Below are 17,783 nucleotides of genomic sequence, written 5' to 3' on the forward strand. Positions count from 1 at the left end.
ATTTTTTTATCTGACATGGAGGTTATTATGCGTATACGCCCTGCAGCAAGATTATTTGTTCTCAGCGCCGATAATCGGGTGCTGTTATTTCGTTTTCAGCATACTGATGATGCCCTTACCGGAAGACAATACTGGGCTACGCCTGGTGGTGGGTTGGAACATAACGAGTCTTTCGAAGAGGCTGCGTTAAGGGAGTTGCAGGAAGAAACAGGCATTTCCCGCCAGTCAGCCGGACCACAAATAGCCAGCCAAAGATTCACCATGATGTTACCGAGCGGAGAAAGCGTTATCGCTGATGAGCGTTTCTTTATGATCCGCGTGGCGCAAAAAGAGACTGAATTTTCTGGCTGGAGTCATCATGAAAAGCTCGTTATAGGCGATCACCGCTGGTGGTCACTGGAGGAATTGCGCCAGACAAAAGATACTGTATTTCCGCTGGAGTTGCTTGTCGATTTCCTTTCGAAACAGGTGTCGCAGAGAAATCCAGCGGTCGGAAATGAGTAAATATTTACTGCGCAGCCAGACGGCGCAGTCGCGACACATCGACCGTTTTTTCTGCCTCTGCCAGACTCCAGGCGTTTTGCAGATTCAGCCACATTTGCGGCGAACTGCCGATCACCACGGAAAGTTTAATTGCCATTTCTGGCGTCAAAGCTGCTTTTCCGGTCAGCAATCGGCTTGCCGTTGAGGGCGCAATTTCCATTGCTCTGGCAAACTCGCGCAGGCTGACATTAAGTTCGTCCAGTGATTCCTGAATAATGTCCCCCGGGCGGGGATGATTGGCCATTTTCATCAGTGTCTTTACTCTCAGTAGTGTTCCTTCACTGGGAACACTATCCGTCAACATGATGATCCTTCGTAACAACCGCAGCCTTCATAGTTCCTCCTTTTCGGATGATGTTCTGCATAGCAGGTGAGGCAAATGAGATTTATTCGCCACTACCCAGTATGGATGAGATCTGAAAAAGGGAGAGAAAAATTGCCCGGTAGCCTTCACTACCGGGCGCAGGCTTAGATGGAGGTACGGCGGTAGTCGCGGTATTCGGCTTGCCAGAAATTATCGTCAATGGCTTGTTGCAACGCTTCGGCAGACGTTTTCACCGCCACGCCTTGCTGCTGCGCCATTTTGCCAACCGCAAACGCAATTGCGCGGGAGACTTTCTGAATATCTTTCAGTTCCGGCAGTACCATACCTTCGCCGTTCAGCACCAATGGTGAATACTGCGCCAGCGTTTCACTTGCCGACATCAGCATCTCATCGGTGATACGTGACGCGCCGGAAGCAATAACACCCAGGCCGATGCCCGGGAAAATAAAGGCGTTGTTACACTGGGCGATAGGGTAGATTTTATCTTTCCATACCACTGGATTAAACGGGCTGCCCGTGGCGACCAGCGCGTTACCTTCGGTCCAGGCGATAATGTCCTGCGGTGTGGCTTCCACGCGTGACGTCGGGTTAGACAGCGGCATCACGATCGGACGCGGACAGTGTTTATGCATCTCACGGATGATCTCTTCCGTAAACAGCCCGGTCTGTCCTGAAACGCCAATCAGAATATCTGGTTTTACATTGCGCACCACATCCAGCAGTGACAGCACATCGCTGTCGGTATCCCAGTCACTGAGGTTTTCGCGCTTCTGCACCAGTTTGGTCTGGAAAGGCAGCAGGTTCGGCATCTTGTCGGTCAGCAGGCCAAAGCGATCGACCATAAAGACTTTCTGCCGCGCCGCTTCCTCGCTTAATCCTTCGCGCTGAGTCTGGGCGATGATCATTTCGGCAATGCCGCATCCCGCTGAACCTGCACCGAGGAAGACAATCTTTTTCTCGCTCAGTTGGCCACCTGCCGCGCGGCTGGCTGCGATCAGTGTGCCTACCGTTACCGCCGCGGTTCCTTGAATATCATCATTAAAGGAACAAATTTCATTGCGATAGCGGTTAAGCAGTGGCATCGCATTTTTTTGCGCGAAGTCTTCAAACTGTAACAGCACGTCCGGCCAGCGTTGTTTCACTGCCTGGATAAACTCGTCAACAAATTCATAGTATTCGTCGTCTGTAATACGCGGGTTACGCCAGCCCATATACAGCGGATCGTTAAGCAGTTGCTGGTTATTAGTGCCGACATCCAGCACCACCGGCAGCGTATACGCCGGGCTGATACCGCCACAGGCGGTATAGAGCGACAGTTTACCGATTGGAATCCCCATCCCGCCAATACCCTGGTCGCCGAGGCCCAGAATACGTTCGCCGTCGGTCACCACAATCACTTTGATATTATGGTTCGGCACGTTTTGCAGAATATCGTCCATATTGTGGCGGTTCTGGTAAGAGATAAATACGCCGCGTGAACGACGGTAGATCTCAGAAAAACGTTCACAGGCTGCGCCGACGGTTGGGGTATAAATAACAGGCATCATCTCATCAAGATGATTGTTTACCAGACGGTAGAAGAGGGTTTCGTTGGTGTCCTGGATATTACGCAGGTAGATGTGCTTGTCGATTTCGGTTTTGAATCCCTGGTACTGGATCCACGCACGTTCCGCTTGTTCTTCGATGGTTTCGACCACTTCCGGCAGTAACCCCAGCAGGTTGAAGTTACGGCGTTCTTCCATGCTGAAGGCGCTGCCTTTATTCAACAACGGAAATTCCAGCAGTACAGGGCCAGCGTAAGGAATATAAAGCGAACGCTGTTTTTTTGTTTTTGGTTCCATGTCACTCACTCTTTTTTGAATATCCATCCCTGGGGTGCTTTTATCTTCTTTGCTTTACCGCCAGGGCGTCGGCCCCAAGTATAAAGCAGATAAAAACAAAAACACCATTGCGCAGGCAATGGTGTTTAATCGTCATTGAGGACTGATTGTTAAAGATTACTTTTCAGCGGGGCGTTTTCTGCCGGTTGGGGTATTTACTACGCTGGATTTGTCACCTTCGGTAACTATTTTGCGCTGGTTAGAAATTTTATGATCCAGTCCAAGAATATGACGTGCCTGACGGTTCGATTTCATTTGTACTCCTCAATCCTGTAGCTAGTTTTAAGGACAACATCGCCGTAGCGAAGAAACACGTGCTAAACCCCTAAATTAGGTTGCCGATCAAGCATAGCAGCTTAAAGCGCAGGGTGCTGGCCACTGATCACATAATTTATCGTTTGCTGGTAGATGTCACTGAGGATGTCGTTATCAGAGGCTTCGACCCATTTGGTCAACTCCATGAGAATGTCATCTTCAGTGACAACACCGTGCTCTGCCCGAAGGCCTTGCTCAATGGCATTAACCAGAGCGGGTTCTGCTGTTGAATTTTCTGCCTGATAATAAGTAAACATAGTGATTCTCCGTGTCTGTGTATTTATGGTGTCTGCTACGGATCGCAGATTTATAAAGCACATTCAGCATGACAAATATTTACCGCTTCGTTGTTAAGATTAGTCCTGGTTGATGATTTTTATATTTTAACTGCATGATATTGATGGGGATTGTTATTTTAATGAGTTGATTTATATTGAGGTAATATCTCTTGGGTTATATATTTCCGGTTATCTATTGTGGGCGTTTAATTTAAGTGCAGGAGAAATATTTTCGCCTGATTTTATTCGGAATATCCTGCTTATCCTCGTGCTGATTCTCACGTAGTCTATAATTTCCTTTTTAAGCCCACAGGAGAGCAAGAATGACAATCCATAAGAAAGGTCAGGCACACTGGGAAGGCGATATCAAACGCGGGAAAGGAACAGTATCCACTGAGAGCGGCGTGCTGAACCAACAGCCGTATGGATTTAACACGCGCTTTGAAGGCGAAAAAGGAACCAACCCTGAAGAACTGATTGGCGCAGCGCATGCCGCATGTTTCTCAATGGCGCTTTCGCTGATGCTGGGGGAAGCGGGATTCACGCCAACATCGATTGATACCACCGCCGATGTGTCGCTGGATAAAGTGGATGCTGGTTTTGCGATTACTAAAATCGCACTGAAGAGCGAAGTTGCCGTGCCGGGTATCGATGCGTCCACCTTTGACGGCATTATCCAGAAAGCAAAAGCAGGATGCCCGGTTTCACAGGTACTGAAAGCGGAAATTACGCTGGATTATCAGTTGAAATCGTAAAGCGTTGCCGGATGACGCGTCAGGCGCGTGATTGCCTGATGCGTTGTTAGCATCTCTACAGCGCCCGCCAGCACCTGATCTCACGTCCGTCAGCCCGCGTCGTTAATGATTGCCGGACTTCACATCCACTGGTTGCCAAAGGGCAGCGTTCGCGGAAAAAACAGCCCTGTGGCAGCGTGCGGTTTCCTGGTAGTTCTGTTTTACGCAATGCCCATTCTTCCTCCAGCGGTTTATCAATGGCGGGGAGGGAATCCAGCAATAATCGGGTGTATGGATGTGCCGGAGTAGAGAGCACCTGTTGCGCGTCCCCTAGTTCCACAATCTGCCCGAGATACATCACCGCCACCCGATCGCTCATATGACGAATCACTGAGACATTGTGTGAAATCAGCACATAGGTCAGCCCGCGATTTTCCTGTAGCGCTACCAGCAAATTGAGGATCTGCGCCTGCACGGAGATATCCAGCGCCGAGGTGGGTTCATCAAGCACCATCACATCCGGTTGCGAAGAGAGTGCTCTGGCAATGGCGATGCGTTGTCGCTGCCCGCCGGAGAACGCATGAGGCAGGCGGTCGAGATACTCCGGTCGAATCCCCACCTGTACAGCCAGTTCCTCTGCCAGCGCCCGCCGCTGTAGCTCACTACCGCGGTTTGCAATCCATACCGGTTCCGTGATGATGCGCCACACCGGTAAGCGAGGATTGAGAGAAGAGAGCGGGTCCTGAAATACCATCTGCATTTTGCGCTGTGATCCTGAACGAGTGCACTGCCCGTGACTCGGTTGCAGCATACCCATCAGCAACTGCGCAAGGGTACTTTTGCCACAGCCGGATTCTCCGACGATCCCTAAGGTTTCACCACGGCGGATCTGCAAGTCTATGCCATTAATGGCATGAACAAACTCGGTAGTTCTGCCAAGCCAGTTTTTGCGGGCAGGGAAATCGACATGGACGTCGCGTAACGTTAATAACGTGTCAGACACTGATGACCTCCTGCTGCGGATACCAACAGGCGCAGCGGTGGTTGTTGTCACCACACGCTGTCAGCGCCGGGACGTTTTCACACTGTGCACCTGCCGCATAGCAACGATCGCGAAAAGCACAGCCGTCAGGCAAACGGGTGAGATTTGGCACCGTCCCTGGGATGGCGGGTAAGGGCTGACGCGGTATTCCATGTTCCGGTGCGCATTGCAGCAAACCAATGGCATACGGATGCCGGGGAAGATGGATAACGTCTGCCGTCACGCCGCTTTCAATTACGCTTCCGGCATACATTACATAGACGCTATCGCACAGTTGCGACACCACGGCCATATCATGGCTAATGAACAGCACCGCAGTTCCGCTGGCGCGGGCTTTATGTTTAAGCAGGCGCAATACCTGCAACTGTACAGTGACGTCCAGCGCCGTGGTCGGTTCGTCGGCAATAATCAATTGCGGCTCGCAGGAGAATGCCAGCGCAATCATTACCCGCTGGCGCATACCACCTGAAAGTTCAAACGGATAGCGCGACATCACTTCTGCCGCATCCGGGATTTGCATCTCTTCCAGCAAAGCAATCGCTTTAGTTCTGGCTTCCCGACGACTTAATGGTTGATGATGACGGATCACGTCCATCATCTGAAGACCTATTCGACGTGTCGGATTGAGGGCGGTCATCGGTTCCTGAAAAATCATCGCTACCCGAGAACCACGCCACTGACGAAGCTGTTTTTCCCCAGCGTTAAGAACATCTTCTCCCAGCAGTAAAATCTGGCCTTGATGCACGCGATAACTTCCTTTCGGTAGCAGGCGCATGATCAGCATTGCGGTGACTGATTTACCTGAGCCGGATTCTCCCACCAGACCGACAATCTCCCCGCGGTTGATTTGCAATGACACATTGTTGAGCGCGTGAACGTCGCCGTTAAAACCGGGGAAACTCAGATGCAGTTGTTGAATATCCAGAACGGGTTGGGTCATGACTGCTTTCCTCCTGCTTTCGGGTCAAGCAGATCGCGAATACCATCGCCAAAGAGATTAAACCCGACGGCAGTAATCAAAATCGCTGCCCCCGGAAATGCACAATACCACCACTGATCGAGTACATAGTTGCGACCATTCGCCACCATCGCGCCCCATTCAGCACTCGGTTGTTGAGCACCCAGACCAATAAATCCCAACGTGGCGGCCATTAAAATCGCGCTACCAATATCCAGCGATGCCTGCACAATCAGCGGCGGCAGGGAGTTACGTAAAATATGCCAGTTGATCAGATGCCAGCGTGACGCGCCAAAGGTTTTCGCCGCCTGAACGTAAGTGTACTGGCGGACAACTAATGTTTGCCCCCGCGCCAGGCGTACATAAAACGGGATACGCACAATAGCAATCGCCAGCATGGCGTTAAACAAACTCGGCCCGAGAGCGGCAGCCAGCGCCATCGTCAGTACCAGCGAAGGAATCGACAGCATAATGTCCATAATGCGCATGATGATGGCGTCTGCGCGCCCGCCCAGCACGCCTGAAAGACAGCCGAGCAGCGAACCAATAATGCCAGCAATAGCGACCACCACTAATCCGGCGAGAACAGATTGCTGGCTACCGACCAGTACGCGGCTAAACAGATCGCGTCCCACTTCATCGGTGCCAAACCAGTGCGCCGCAGAAGGCGGCAAAAGGCGGGTAGTTAAATCAATGGCGTTGGGATCATGCGTCGCCAGCCATGGTGATAAAACCATCATCAGTAACACTAATACAATGATGACTGCGCCGGTCACGGTAAGCGGACTGCCTTTCAGCATCCATAACAGTTTTGCAAGGTTAAATCTCGTTCGTTTTTGCGGACGTACTACGGGTGTTTCCTCGCTTAGCATCATTCATCACCTCCGCGTCCGATACGCGGATCAATCCACAAATAGAGCAAATCCACCACCAGGTTCACCAGCACATAAGCAAACGAAACCACGACCGCAAAGCCCATCACAGCCGGGAAGTCGAGCGCCTGTATTGATGTCACTACCCAGGCGCCCATTCCGGGCCAGGCAAAAACGGTTTCGGTGAGCACGGCGCCATACAGCAAATCACCCAGCGCCAGCCCCAAAACGGTAATCGAGGGGATCAACGCATTGGGTAGCGCATAACATAAAACGATATACCAGCCGGGCAAGCCGCTGGCCCGGGCGGTACGAATGTAGTCTTCACTCAATTGTTCCAGCATCGCCGAGCGAATTTGTCGGGCGACAATTCCCAGGTGAACGAACGCCAGGGTTAACGCCGGTAAGATGAGATGTTGCAGCGCATTGAAGAAGACTTCACCGTTTCCTTCAAGCAGCGCATCGAGCAGATAAAAGCCGGTTACATGTGTTGGCGGATCCAGCCAGTCATCAAGCCTTCCGCCACCTGGAAGAATTTGCAGATGACCATAAAACAGCACAATGACGCCCAGCCCAAGCCAGAACGCAGGTGTGGAGATTCCGGTAATAGCCATTAGTCGCACCAGATGATCCAACCAGCGATTTCGCCAGACGGCAGAGAGTATGCCCAGCGGGATGCCAATCAGGAGTGCCAGCAGCAGGGCGCAAACTGCCAGTTCCAGCGTCGCCGGGAAAAATATGCGCAACTCTTCCAGCACCGGACGCCCGGTACGAATGGATGTTCCCAGGTCACCATGAAACAGATCGCTGACGTAGCGGTAAAACTGCACGTATAGCGGCTGGTCGAGCCCCAGTTGTTGGCGAATATTTTCCACGATAGCATCGCTGGCCCGGTCGCCTGCCAGCAACCGCGCCGGATCGCCGGGGATCAGGTGCGAGATAATAAACGTAATCACGCAGACGCCCGCCACCACGAGCACCAGCCCCCAGCAGCGTTGGCGTAAAATACTCCAGAAGGTCACGTTATTTACTCATGGTATTGATATTGAAGACCTGTTCCAGCATGGGATTAAACACGAAGCCTTTCACTTCTTTGTTCATCGCCAGTTGGTAGTTTTTCTGGAACAGATACACATAAGCAGCGTCATCAATGACGATTTTCTGTGCCTGCTGGTAGTCCCGGGTACGCTGCATCTGGTCGGTGGTCGCGAGTGCATTGCGCAGTAACTTATCGACCTCGCTGTTTTCATAGAACGAGCGGTTACCCGGCAGACCTTTTTTGTCTGACTCAAACCAGTAATTCATAAACATATACGGGTCGGCAAAATCCGGACTCCAGTTGCCAATCGCAATGTCGTAATCACCTTTACCCACTCTGTCGCGCATGGTGGCGTTTGCCAGTTTTTCCAGCTTCACATTGATGCCCAGCTTGTTGAGACTGGATTGTGTCGCCAGGGCGATCGGTTCCCAGTTCGGGTCGTTATCGGAATAGAGAAACGTCAGGCTGGTGGGTTTGCTCGCTACTTTATCCCATTCGGCTTTGGCTTTCGTTTCGTCATGGCTATATTGCATTGCCGTCGCATCGTATCCCCACATGCCTTCGGGAATCGGGCCGCGCATTTGTTTCCCGTTACCACTAAGAATGCCGTTAACCATGCCCTGATAATCGGTAGACCAGGAAATGGCCCGACGCAGATCCGCCTGGTTAAGTGGCGCTTTGCTGTTATTCAGATACAGATAGGTGACGCGCAGTGACGGATATTCCGCCACGTTGACTTTATTTTCCTGTTTCAGTGCGTTGAGTTGATCCACGGGCAGCGCATCGGCGATGTCAATATCGCCACGGGAGAGCTGCAGGCGGCGGGAGGCACTTTCCCCAATAATTTTTACCGATACCCGTTTGAAGTTCGGTTTATTGCCGGGGTAATGCGGATTTGGCACCAGAACTAATTGCTGACCTTTTTGCCAGCTTTTCAGCATAAACGGTCCGGAACCGGCGGTGTTTTGCGCGAGGAAACCGCGGGCATCATCCGCAGCGTGTTCCTTTAAGACCGCCGGATTGATAATGGATGCACCGTCATTCGCCAGGGTGTACAGGAACGGTGCGAATGGTTGGCTAAGGGTAAACTTCACCGTATGTTCGTCAGGAGCGTCAATTTTTAAATCTTTGGGAAATGCTTCCGCTGGCCCCTGGCCGATTTTCAGCAACCGCTCAAAAGAGAGTTTTACAGCTTCGGCAGTGACCGGCGTGCCATCGGCAAATTTAGCGTTGTCCTTCAGGGTGAACGTCCACTCTTTTTGATTATCAGACGCTTTCCAGCTACTTGCCAGATCGCCTTCAACGTCGGTTGAGCCTTTATCACCGTCCGTTTTGTACTGTATCAGTCGCTGATAAGATGGGTAGGTTACGGTCCAGTCGTTATTATCAATCGTCACCGCCGGGTCGAGGGTTTGTGGGTCGGCGGCCTTACCAATCACCAGCATATCTTTTGGTACGGCGGCGTGAGCAACCGGCAGTGTGGCGGCAAGGACGATTGCGATCAGTGTAGGGCGAAATGATATCGATCTTTTCATGACAGTTTCCTGATTAACTAGCGTGCTGTGTAGTAGGAGATGCAAAACAGGCGAACTGGTCAGCGAGCAGCGGGTAACTTGCAGCCTGCGGTAATTCGAAGTGCCACCATTCGCTGGAGATACCAATAAAGCCACCGCCAGTCATAATCGCATTCAGCAACAGGCGATTACGCTGGGCTGCGGGCGGTACGGAAGGGTGCCAGGCATGGGAGCGCTCGTGCATTTCATCGAATCCGGCCCCCATATCCAGAATGAAACCATGCTCATCACGAAGCGTCAGGTCAATTGCCGTGCCACGGCTGTGATTGGAGCCTACGGCCACATCAACGACATATTGCGGGTCAGGGCAGGCTTGCCACAACATTGCCTGTGCTTGTTGTGGGCGATACGCGTCGTAAATCACCAGTTGTAAGCCTGACAGTTGGGCGATACTGATGCTTTTCGCCAGCGCGGTAATCGCATCCTTGTGTAACAGGCAACGCGCTTGCTGATAAATCGGCTTGCCTGTGATGTTATCGCTACAGGCGTATTTCAAATCGATCTCCAGCTCAGGGAAGATAACGGCTAAATCAACCAGCTCGGTGGTATCCGACATAAACGGTTCCTGTATAAGACAAAAATTGCTGCGCTTTCCGCTTATGCAGATCTCATGCCATGCCGGGATAAGCGCCATAATGCTGGCTTAAAGTTATATTTTTTAACTTTTGATCAACATTTGTGCAGCGTAGTGCAGTTTTGGTGCAAGAGGGGGACTTAAAGGAGGAATCTCCAGGAATCGTAGCGGAAATCACAGTATTTAAGTGACAGTGTCACGTCAAATTAAACCCCGCGAGTGCGGGCGAGAGAAAATTGTCAGATTTTCAGCGGTAACACGCTGCTCATCCAGCCTGGAATTTCTTCGGCGGGCAGGGGGCGGGAAAAGAAATATCCCTGAATAACGCGACAGTGGATCTTGCGTAGCATCTCAAATTGTTCTTTGGTTTCGACGCCTTCCGCCACGACGGTTAAATTGAGGCTTTGCCCAATGCTGGTAATGGCTTCAAGTAAGGCTCGGATGCGTTTTTCGGTCAAACAACGATCGACAAAGCTTTTGTCAATTTTGATTTCCGTTACCGGAAGACTGACTAAACGGGATAAACCAGAAAAGCCAGTGCCGAAATCATCGACAGATAAACCTACGCCCATATCGCGCAGGATCTGTATGCGCTTAAAGATTTCGGTATCGTGTTCCATCATCATGCTTTCCGTGATTTCCACCGTCAGCTGGTGGCCGTCAATACCCCAGGCTTGCATTGCATCAGACACCTGATTGGGTAGCTGATTGCTGCGAAAGTGCAGCGCAGACAAGTTAACGGAAAGCGCCGGGATATGAATATTCTGGCTACGCCATTCTGCTAGCTGGCGGCAGGCTTCAGCAATAACCCAGCGACCAATGTTTTCGATTTCGCCAATCTCTTCAGCAAGTGGGATAAATCGTGAAGGAGGAACATGACCATGCTGTGGGTCATACCAGCGAGCGAGGGCTTCGATACCATACAGCTCACCGGTTTCCGCAAAGATCTGCGGCTGATAAACCAGTTTTAGTTTGTTGTTGCTGATAGCTTCTTTCAGCGCCGCACCGAGAATCAGACGCTCTTTCACCATTTCGTTCATTATCGGGCTAAAGAATTGCCAGCCGTTACCGCCGTTTTTGCGAATAAAATCCATCGCATTGTGGGCAGTCGAAAGTAGGTAGTCCCGGTTTTTACCAATGTCGTAACTGATACCAATGCTTAAAGTTAGCGGGAATGGTTTATCGTCAATCATGACCGGTTTATTGACGACGTTACGAAGTTCATCAGCTATTTGGGTAATGATACTGACGTCGTTTTCCGGGCTGATGAGGACAAACTGTGTACCTTCAATACGACAGAGATACTGGTCAGGTTTGATCTTTTCGCGAAAGCGATTGACCACTTCCAGCAATGCCTGATCGGCCCACGCATAGCCCAGACTGTCGATGACATCCTGAATATGGTCAATGCCAATAAGATACACCACCGGAGAGACGGCATTTTCTACCAGGCCATCGAGATAATTGTGCAGGTTATTGCGGTTTGGCAAACCGGTCATCGGATCAAACTGAATGAGCTGCTCGATATGCTGGCGACTTTTTTCCTGTTCCAGCGCCAGGGCGGCCATATGCTGGCTGATATCCGCCACTCGTTCGATAAACGCGCTGGTTACCGCCCCGGACGCTGTTTTGATTTTCAGAATCCCGGCAGGTGCGCCATCGCGCTGGCGAATGGTGACTGACCAGCTTTGCGCATTCTTTACTTCCGTCCCATGAGAGGACGACGCCCAATGCACCGGCATACCATTACGCAATGCATACAACGACACATGGGATTCATGAAGAATGGATTCAATATTCCGGCAGATGATTTCGCCCATTTCATGAAATGGCGGGCTGCTACACATCGCGGCGAGAATATTGCCTTCAAGCTCACGAATTTGTCGTTCTTCGGTGATATCGGAGAAGGTCATCACCAGGTTTTGCAGATTAGCCAGCACATCATAAACTGGGCTAATGGAAGCTTTAATCCAGATTTTTTCCCCCGTGCGCGTTAACAACAGAAATTCATCCTGATCACGCGCTGTTTTCCATAGCAGTTGCTGTAAGCGAATACGATTATCTGCCGGGTATTCAGGGATGTTAAGCAAAGTATCGGGCTGCATACCGCTGGCTTCGCTGATGCAGTAACCAAACATTTCAGTAAACGCGCGATTGCACTGCACGATATGGCGTTCCGGGTCCAGCACAATGACCGGGCGGTCGAGATGGTCAACGGCAATAATTAACTGCCGGGTCTGTTCTTTCTGTGCCATTTCTACGCTGGCATCACGTACCAGCGCCAGGTAATAAATTTTCCCTTCGGCAGTGACTTTGGATAGCGCGAAACGGGTCCAGATTTTACTGCCGTCTTTTTTCTCCAGCTGCAATTCCCGGCTCATACCTTCGACCCGCGCTTTACCGCCTTCGCGGTTATGGCGAATATATTCTGGATGCGCAGGGCGCAAATTATGGGGAATCAGCATATCAATGTTATTGCCTATCACTTCTTCGCGCTTATACCCCCAGAGCTTCTCCGCCGCAGGATTAAAAAACATTACTTCGTCATTTTCGTTAATTAACACCGCGCCCATCATATTTTGCTCAAGGGCGGGAAAAAAAATGCCGTCGGCGGCATTTTCTGCATCGGTTAGCTTCATGATTACCTCTGCATCCGGGAGCATCTAAAGACTGGCTTTCCAGAGTTCAACACGGTTTCTACCTCGTCTTTTCGCGATATACAGAGCTTCATCGGCTATTTGAATTAAGCGTTCATAATCAGGATGCCCATTAAACATGGCAGCGCCAATGGACAAAGAAAGGGTGATGTCTTCGCCATTTGCGGCTTTCAGTTTGGTTTTTTCCACCCGGCTGCGGATCCGCTCTGCGGTACGCAAAGTGTCATTTTCTGAAGCTTCAGTCAGCACTATGATAAATTCATCGCCACCGTAGCGAAAAACATAGTCACTGCTACGTACGTTGTCGTAAAACGCCTGTGAGACCTTACGTAAAATCTCATCGCCTGTGTTATGTCCCCATGTATCGTTGATCTCTTTGAATTTATCTACATCGATGATCAGAACAGACAATGGTGTACCGGCCCGATTGGCATGGGCAATTTCACGTTTGAAGATAGTCGGCAAGAAACGGCGGTTAAGTAATTTCGTCAGTACATCCATACCTACTTCATGACGCGAGACTTCTTCAAAGAGTTCACGCAGTAAGGTGATAATTTGCGATACGGTATTTCGTATCTGTAATAAAAACTTCACGCGCAGACTTTTGTTACTCAAATTTTTGGCATTGAGCATTGTCTGATGAAAAACCCCGTCGAAATCCTGAATAAGGCGAGAGATATGACCAACTTCAGCAATGCCACTAAAATAATGGCGACCTTTATGGTTAAACCACAGGCCAAAATCAGCCTGACTTAACGGTAAGCTGCTGCCTAAATCAGAATCCAACAAGACTTTATAAATAATATCTATTTCCCATGAAAGTAATGAGGCTATTTGTCGTTCTTTTTCTTCTTCGGCGTTTTCCAGTAATGAGAAGATACGATAGTTCTCGTCTTCTTTAGCCGCGCTACTGTCGCTAAAGGTAAATGCTCTGGTCATCACTTCCATAGCTATGTCGATACTGTTAATCGAAAAGTGATAAACCTGAAGTTTTTCAGAAGGTGAATAATCAGAGGAAAATATTACCGGGTAGAGGATTTTTTTCAGCACGCGAAAACCCATCTCGACAATTTCTACCGGAATGCCAATACGAGCATGGACTTCGGCTACGGTATGTTGGATTTGTATAAGTCTTTCAACATCGTCCGTTTGCGCAGAGAGCACATTGATAATCCACGTTTCCATCGCACTTTTAAGTTGCCTTTCGACCTGTTCGTTACTCAAAAACTCTTCGGCATGCGGGTCAGTGCGTACAATTCGATAAAACTCAACACTTAAGTAATGAGCATGCGTTACGGCAATTTCTGCCGCTTTGTTACGAATGAGGGGGTCGACCTGGGCAACTAATCCGGTCCACTCATCTTTCATTCTTTTAAAATACATCTCCATAATTCATACCCTTATACGGCTGGAAAGGCAGACGGAATTGAAAAACGAAACGCAACTCGTTTGGACAGGGTTATGGCACCATATTCTCCTGAAATATGAAGATATACTGAAACGAAATAAGTGACTTATGACAGTTTTAATCTACGCTACTGGTCTTCTGAAGAGTATAGCCTATCGTAATTATTTTTCGGTGATGGTTAATATCGTATGGTTTTTCATATTCATACGTTTTTATCAGGGGAATTATAACAATTCGACTTAAGTTGATTTGATTATAAGTTGAGAGTGTTTTGTTGATGACAAGCCGGTGTTTAAAGCACCGGCAGTGTCACAAAGTAAGAAAGGGTGTTTAGCTTCCCCAGCGGCTTTGCAGATAGCTAACTGCCTGTTGAGTTTGCGGTTTGTTCAGATAGTCTTCGCGGAACAAAATCGTGCCGCTAATTTCTGGCACGGCGTCGTTAAGATCGAGCTGCTTTTTCAGTTCTGGCACGCCGCCGTTAACCATCCAGTCTGGCTCTATCTTTGAAGGTTCGCCGACTTTATAGAAGGCGATACCAATATAAAGACGGGTTTTGGTTGGTTTGACGACATCTGCCCACCATTTTGCCAGCACGTCATACCGCGCGGCGCTACGCGAGAACGGCCAGTAAATTTGCGGGGCTATATAATCCAGTAAGCCTTGTTCGACCCAACGACGAGTGTCTGCGTAGGATTCATCATAAGCTGAGGCCCCGCGCGTATCAGAACCGAGCGGATCGTGTGAGCGATTGCGCCAGACGCCCGCAGGGCTTACACCAAATTCGACTTCCGGCTTAATGCTTTTAATGGTGTGCGACACCTTAGCAATTAACTGCTGGGTATTGTTGCGCCGCCAGTCGGCTTTTGACGCAAATGCACCACCGTATTTGCGGTATGTCTCGTTATCGTTAAGCCGTGAATCCGGCGATTCAGTATAAAAATAGTCGTCAAACTGCACGCCATCTACCGGATAACGAGAAACCACTTCAGCAACTATCGATGTGATCCAGTCCTGAACTTCAGGGATCCCTGGGTCGAGAACAAAACGGTCACCTGACGTCCTGATCCAGTCGCGATGTTGAACATAGACACTGGCCGGTTGTTGAGACAGGGTGCTATTCAGTTCCCTGATAGTTCCGGGCTTCGTATTAACCGACACGCGGTAGGGATTAAACCAGGCATGTACTTTCATCCCACGCTTATGGGCTTCGTCGAGAATAAATTGCAGCGGATCGTAACCAGGATATTCACCAATTTTGCCGGTCATTAGATCGGACCATGGCAAAATCTTCGACGGCCAAAGGGCTGTGCCGTCGGGCTTCACCTGGAAAAAGACCGTGTTAATTCCCAGTCGTTGCAAGTTTTCCAGTTTGTCGATCATCGCCTGCTGTTGCACGCGAACCCGGCTGGTGGGGTTGCTGATGTTAACCGAGGAGACGGGAGGCCAGTCGAGGCGGGACACCGTGGCCAACCAGATACCGCGCATAGGTTGCGACGATTGTTGTACGGTCGCTGGTGGTTTTGAGCCTGCTGGTGGTGTCGTCATTGAATCTGGAGGCGTGCTTTTACAACTACACAGTAAAAGAGCCAGTGCAACCAGTGCCGCTGGCCTTTTAATCGCGGATTTCACAGTTCGGGAGCAGATATCCATATATGCTTATTTCCGGTAAACAGATGTGCGCTTATTCTCGTACTTATCTGGGGCAAGTCAATACGGCAATAAGTACGCAAAAGGGAGCGATTAATTTTCGCTCCCTTGTGTTATTACCACTCAGACACGGTTAGTGTTTCTTATCGTTCATCACAATATAGTGCGGTGAACGAGCACGTGGATGCAGGAAGAAGTGACCTTTCGGCGCGTTCTGGCTGTTAATTGGCTCCAGTGTAACACCTGTATTCGCTTTGCCTTTACGGTCATGAATGGCATAGAGAATAAAGGGCAGGGCAAGAACCACCAGGAAACTAACGACCAGTAATTCGACATACATATCGGTAGAGTCACCCTGGATGTTATCCGGCGGCAGGAAGGAAACAATAAACGCCATAATTGAAGTCAGCAGACCGACAATAGCCACGACCAGTTTCACCCCTTTACCACCAGGGATATTAAATGTGCGTTTTAAGTCAGGATGTTTAAGAACCAACACAATGTAGCCAATAAACAACATGAAATAAGCACACAAATAAATCACCACCGTCAGCGCCAGTGCGATCAGGAAGGACATGTTGTTACCACCACCGGTGTTGGTGAGGATGATCAACGCGATAGAGGTAATCACCAGCTGGGAAATTACCAGAGTTACCGGCACACCATTTTTGTTCATTTTAGCGAACGCGGCGGGCAGTAGATTTTTCTGCGCGGTGACATACATCCCACGAGAAGGGCCAACAATCCATGAGGCGATTTCCGCCAGAACACCCAGCAGCAGCAGGGCAGAGATAACGCGAACCGTCCACTCAATTTCCGGTGCCACATGAGACATCAGCACGGTGAATGTTTGCATTACACCTGCGGAGAGGTTGATTTCATTACCCGGAATCACCATCGCAATGGACAAACCGCCTACTGAACTTAAGCAAATCGCTGCCACCATCAGTAGTAACATTGCCAGTGGATAGTCGCGCCCGGGGTTGCTCATTTCATTGACGTGGGTCGCGGAAGCTTCTACCCCCATATAACTCAAAATGAAGGCGACAAACACAACCAAAGTGCCAACTTTCGAGAAATCAGGGAAGAATGTTTTGGCATCCATTTCGATAGCAACCGGTGCTCCGGAGTGCAGATAAATCGCTGCTAATGCAATCAAAATAAATGCAGGCAGTAGAATACCCGCGAAGAAACCCACTTTCGCAATTCGCGCAGTATATTTAGTACCGCCAAACTGAGTTAATGCCAGCGCCCAAAGAATAATCAGCGCCGCGATAGTTTTCGTTACCGGCTCTTCATTCAGTGCTGGCCATTTCAGAATGTAGGACAGCGCCCCTAACACGAAATAGAGCATTGGAATAAAGCCAATAGCGATTTGCAGATAGCCAAATGAGATTGCAGCGAATCCCCATTTCGGCCCCAGGGTATTTGATACCCAGGCGAACACGCCACCTTCTTCCCAGCCGTCCACGGTAGCCATTTCCGCAGCACAAAGACCAACGGGAATAAACCATAAAATCCCGCCTAAGAGCAGGAAGAAGACCAATGAAAAGCCAGATGTTGCGAAGGTAGGGTATTCATAAACAGCCATTACCATCGACGCCGTGATGGCGAAGAACCCGAGTAATGTTAGCTGCTTAGCTTTACCTGTCTGTACTGATGTAGCCATATTATCCCCCTAAAACGGTTGTCCTGTGGAACCGCACCTGTTTTGCTCTGAAGTGCTTTCAGAACAATTTTTTCCGTTGCTAATGCCAGTGAACAGACTTCGGAAATTGTCCCGAAACGGGTTCGTTTCGGGACACCGTTACCGCTTAAACGTTATCAGGTATGTTTAAAGCTGTTCTGCTGGGCAATACCCTGCAGTTTCGGGTGATCGCTGAGGTATTTCAGGGAGGCTTTGTAGTCTTCCAGTAGCAGTTCAGCGAAGTCCATTT

At 49.8% G+C, this 17,783-nt stretch carries 17 protein-coding genes; 2 read left to right on the plus strand and 15 right to left on the minus strand.

The features are described from left to right. The first annotated feature begins 27 nt into the window (after positions 1–27). The gene (locus tag FEK42_RS21130) at positions 28–504 is read left to right on the plus strand and encodes an NUDIX domain-containing protein (protein WP_130259035.1); all 477 of its coding nucleotides are present in this window, start codon (positions 28–30) and stop codon (positions 502–504) included. Between the two features lie 4 nt (positions 505–508). On the opposite strand, the gene FEK42_RS21135 is transcribed toward FEK42_RS21130, so the two are convergent. The 4 genes from FEK42_RS21135 to bdm all read right to left on the minus strand — a co-directional run bounded on the left by FEK42_RS21135 (position 509) and on the right by bdm (position 3,320). Further along, entirely contained in the window at positions 509–793 is a 285-nt protein-coding gene (locus FEK42_RS21135) for a HigA family addiction module antitoxin (RefSeq protein ID WP_004975840.1), read from the minus strand. Positions 794–1,011: 218 nt separating this feature from the next. After that, a complete protein-coding gene (gene maeA, locus FEK42_RS21140; RefSeq protein WP_000433465.1) occupies positions 1,012–2,709 on the minus strand; it encodes a malate dehydrogenase in 1,698 nt (565 codons plus the stop codon). Between the two features lie 156 nt (positions 2,710–2,865). Next, entirely contained in the window at positions 2,866–3,003 is a 138-nt protein-coding gene (gene sra, locus FEK42_RS21145; protein ID WP_000841557.1) for a stationary-phase-induced ribosome-associated protein, read from the minus strand. Between the two features lie 101 nt (positions 3,004–3,104). Then, complete coding sequence (bdm, locus tag FEK42_RS21150; RefSeq protein WP_130261363.1) at positions 3,105–3,320, minus strand: biofilm-dependent modulation protein; 216 nt, start codon at positions 3,318–3,320, stop codon at positions 3,105–3,107. 344 nt (positions 3,321–3,664) lie between these two features. Here bdm and osmC point away from each other — a divergent pair, with 344 nt between their 5' ends. Beyond that, positions 3,665–4,096, plus strand: coding sequence for a peroxiredoxin OsmC (osmC, locus tag FEK42_RS21155; RefSeq protein ID WP_000152305.1), 432 nt, complete (start codon positions 3,665–3,667; stop codon positions 4,094–4,096). 55 nt (positions 4,097–4,151) lie between these two features. On the opposite strand, the gene FEK42_RS21160 is transcribed toward osmC, so the two are convergent. From FEK42_RS21160 to FEK42_RS23105, 11 genes are all read right to left on the minus strand, one after another. Continuing rightward, positions 4,152–5,078 carry an ABC transporter ATP-binding protein gene (locus tag FEK42_RS21160; protein ID WP_138211958.1) on the minus strand — a complete coding sequence of 309 codons (927 nt, stop codon included), beginning with the start codon at positions 5,076–5,078 and terminating at the stop codon, positions 4,152–4,154. Further along, positions 5,071–6,057, minus strand: a complete 987-nt coding sequence (locus FEK42_RS21165; protein WP_135492636.1) for an ABC transporter ATP-binding protein — start codon at positions 6,055–6,057, stop codon at positions 5,071–5,073. Before FEK42_RS21165 ends, FEK42_RS21160 begins: the two co-directional genes overlap by 8 nt. Next, the gene (gene ddpC / locus FEK42_RS21170) at positions 6,054–6,950 is read right to left on the minus strand and encodes a D,D-dipeptide ABC transporter permease (RefSeq protein WP_130210485.1); all 897 of its coding nucleotides are present in this window, start codon (positions 6,948–6,950) and stop codon (positions 6,054–6,056) included. Before ddpC ends, FEK42_RS21165 begins: the two co-directional genes overlap by 4 nt. Then, positions 6,947–7,969 carry an ABC transporter permease gene (locus FEK42_RS21175; RefSeq protein ID WP_130210483.1) on the minus strand — a complete coding sequence of 341 codons (1,023 nt, stop codon included), beginning with the start codon at positions 7,967–7,969 and terminating at the stop codon, positions 6,947–6,949. The genes ddpC and FEK42_RS21175 overlap by 4 nt, the downstream gene beginning before the upstream one ends. 1 nt (position 7,970) lies before the next feature. After that, the gene (locus FEK42_RS21180; RefSeq protein WP_130224872.1) at positions 7,971–9,521 is read right to left on the minus strand and encodes an ABC transporter substrate-binding protein; all 1,551 of its coding nucleotides are present in this window, start codon (positions 9,519–9,521) and stop codon (positions 7,971–7,973) included. Positions 9,522–9,534: 13 nt separating this feature from the next. Then, complete coding sequence (ddpX, locus tag FEK42_RS21185) at positions 9,535–10,116, minus strand: D-alanyl-D-alanine dipeptidase (RefSeq protein ID WP_130210479.1); 582 nt, start codon at positions 10,114–10,116, stop codon at positions 9,535–9,537. Positions 10,117–10,373: 257 nt separating this feature from the next. After that, positions 10,374–12,773, minus strand: coding sequence for an oxygen-sensing cyclic-di-GMP phosphodiesterase DosP (dosP, locus tag FEK42_RS21190; protein WP_138211959.1), 2,400 nt, complete (start codon positions 12,771–12,773; stop codon positions 10,374–10,376). Positions 12,774–12,797: 24 nt separating this feature from the next. Beyond that, positions 12,798–14,180 carry a diguanylate cyclase DosC gene (gene dosC, locus FEK42_RS21195; RefSeq protein WP_130210475.1) on the minus strand — a complete coding sequence of 461 codons (1,383 nt, stop codon included), beginning with the start codon at positions 14,178–14,180 and terminating at the stop codon, positions 12,798–12,800. A gap of 349 nt (positions 14,181–14,529) precedes the next feature. After that, positions 14,530–15,849, minus strand: a complete 1,320-nt coding sequence (locus FEK42_RS21200; RefSeq protein WP_138211960.1) for a glycoside hydrolase family 10 protein — start codon at positions 15,847–15,849, stop codon at positions 14,530–14,532. A gap of 130 nt (positions 15,850–15,979) precedes the next feature. Beyond that, a complete protein-coding gene (gene gadC / locus FEK42_RS21205) occupies positions 15,980–17,515 on the minus strand; it encodes an acid resistance gamma-aminobutyrate antiporter GadC (protein WP_130210471.1) in 1,536 nt (511 codons plus the stop codon). A 155-nt stretch (positions 17,516–17,670) separates the two neighbouring features. Beyond that, the coding region (locus FEK42_RS23105) for a hypothetical protein (RefSeq protein ID WP_000344822.1) at positions 17,671–17,783 on the minus strand (113 nt) is incomplete at its 5' end.

This window comes from Escherichia sp. E2748 (assembly GCF_005781125.1).
In the GTDB taxonomy this organism is placed as follows: domain Bacteria; phylum Pseudomonadota; class Gammaproteobacteria; order Enterobacterales; family Enterobacteriaceae; genus Escherichia.

What these genes read in the sequence shown, in the direction of transcription:
- FEK42_RS21130 (WP_130259035.1), top strand. Translation starts at nt 28, where the DNA reads ATGCGTATACGCCCTGCAGCAAGATTATTTGTTCTCAGCGCCGATAAT.
- FEK42_RS21135 (WP_004975840.1), bottom strand. Translation starts at nt 793, where the DNA reads ATGAAAATGGCCAATCATCCCCGCCCGGGGGACATTATTCAGGAATCA.
- maeA (WP_000433465.1), bottom strand. Translation starts at nt 2,709, where the DNA reads ATGGAACCAAAAACAAAAAAACAGCGTTCGCTTTATATTCCTTACGCT.
- sra (WP_000841557.1), bottom strand. Translation starts at nt 3,003, where the DNA reads ATGAAATCGAACCGTCAGGCACGTCATATTCTTGGACTGGATCATAAA.
- bdm (WP_130261363.1), bottom strand. Translation starts at nt 3,320, where the DNA reads ATGTTTACTTATTATCAGGCAGAAAATTCAACAGCAGAACCCGCTCTG.
- osmC (WP_000152305.1), top strand. Translation starts at nt 3,665, where the DNA reads ATGACAATCCATAAGAAAGGTCAGGCACACTGGGAAGGCGATATCAAA.
- FEK42_RS21165 (WP_135492636.1), bottom strand. Translation starts at nt 6,057, where the DNA reads ATGACCCAACCCGTTCTGGATATTCAACAACTGCATCTGAGTTTCCCC.
- ddpC (WP_130210485.1), bottom strand. Translation starts at nt 6,950, where the DNA reads ATGATGCTAAGCGAGGAAACACCCGTAGTACGTCCGCAAAAACGAACG.
- FEK42_RS21180 (WP_130224872.1), bottom strand. Translation starts at nt 9,521, where the DNA reads ATGAAAAGATCGATATCATTTCGCCCTACACTGATCGCAATCGTCCTT.
- ddpX (WP_130210479.1), bottom strand. Translation starts at nt 10,116, where the DNA reads ATGTCGGATACCACCGAGCTGGTTGATTTAGCCGTTATCTTCCCTGAG.
- dosP (WP_138211959.1), bottom strand. Translation starts at nt 12,773, where the DNA reads ATGAAGCTAACCGATGCAGAAAATGCCGCCGACGGCATTTTTTTTCCC.
- dosC (WP_130210475.1), bottom strand. Translation starts at nt 14,180, where the DNA reads ATGGAGATGTATTTTAAAAGAATGAAAGATGAGTGGACCGGATTAGTT.
- FEK42_RS21200 (WP_138211960.1), bottom strand. Translation starts at nt 15,849, where the DNA reads ATGGATATCTGCTCCCGAACTGTGAAATCCGCGATTAAAAGGCCAGCG.
- gadC (WP_130210471.1), bottom strand. Translation starts at nt 17,515, where the DNA reads ATGGCTACATCAGTACAGACAGGTAAAGCTAAGCAGCTAACATTACTC.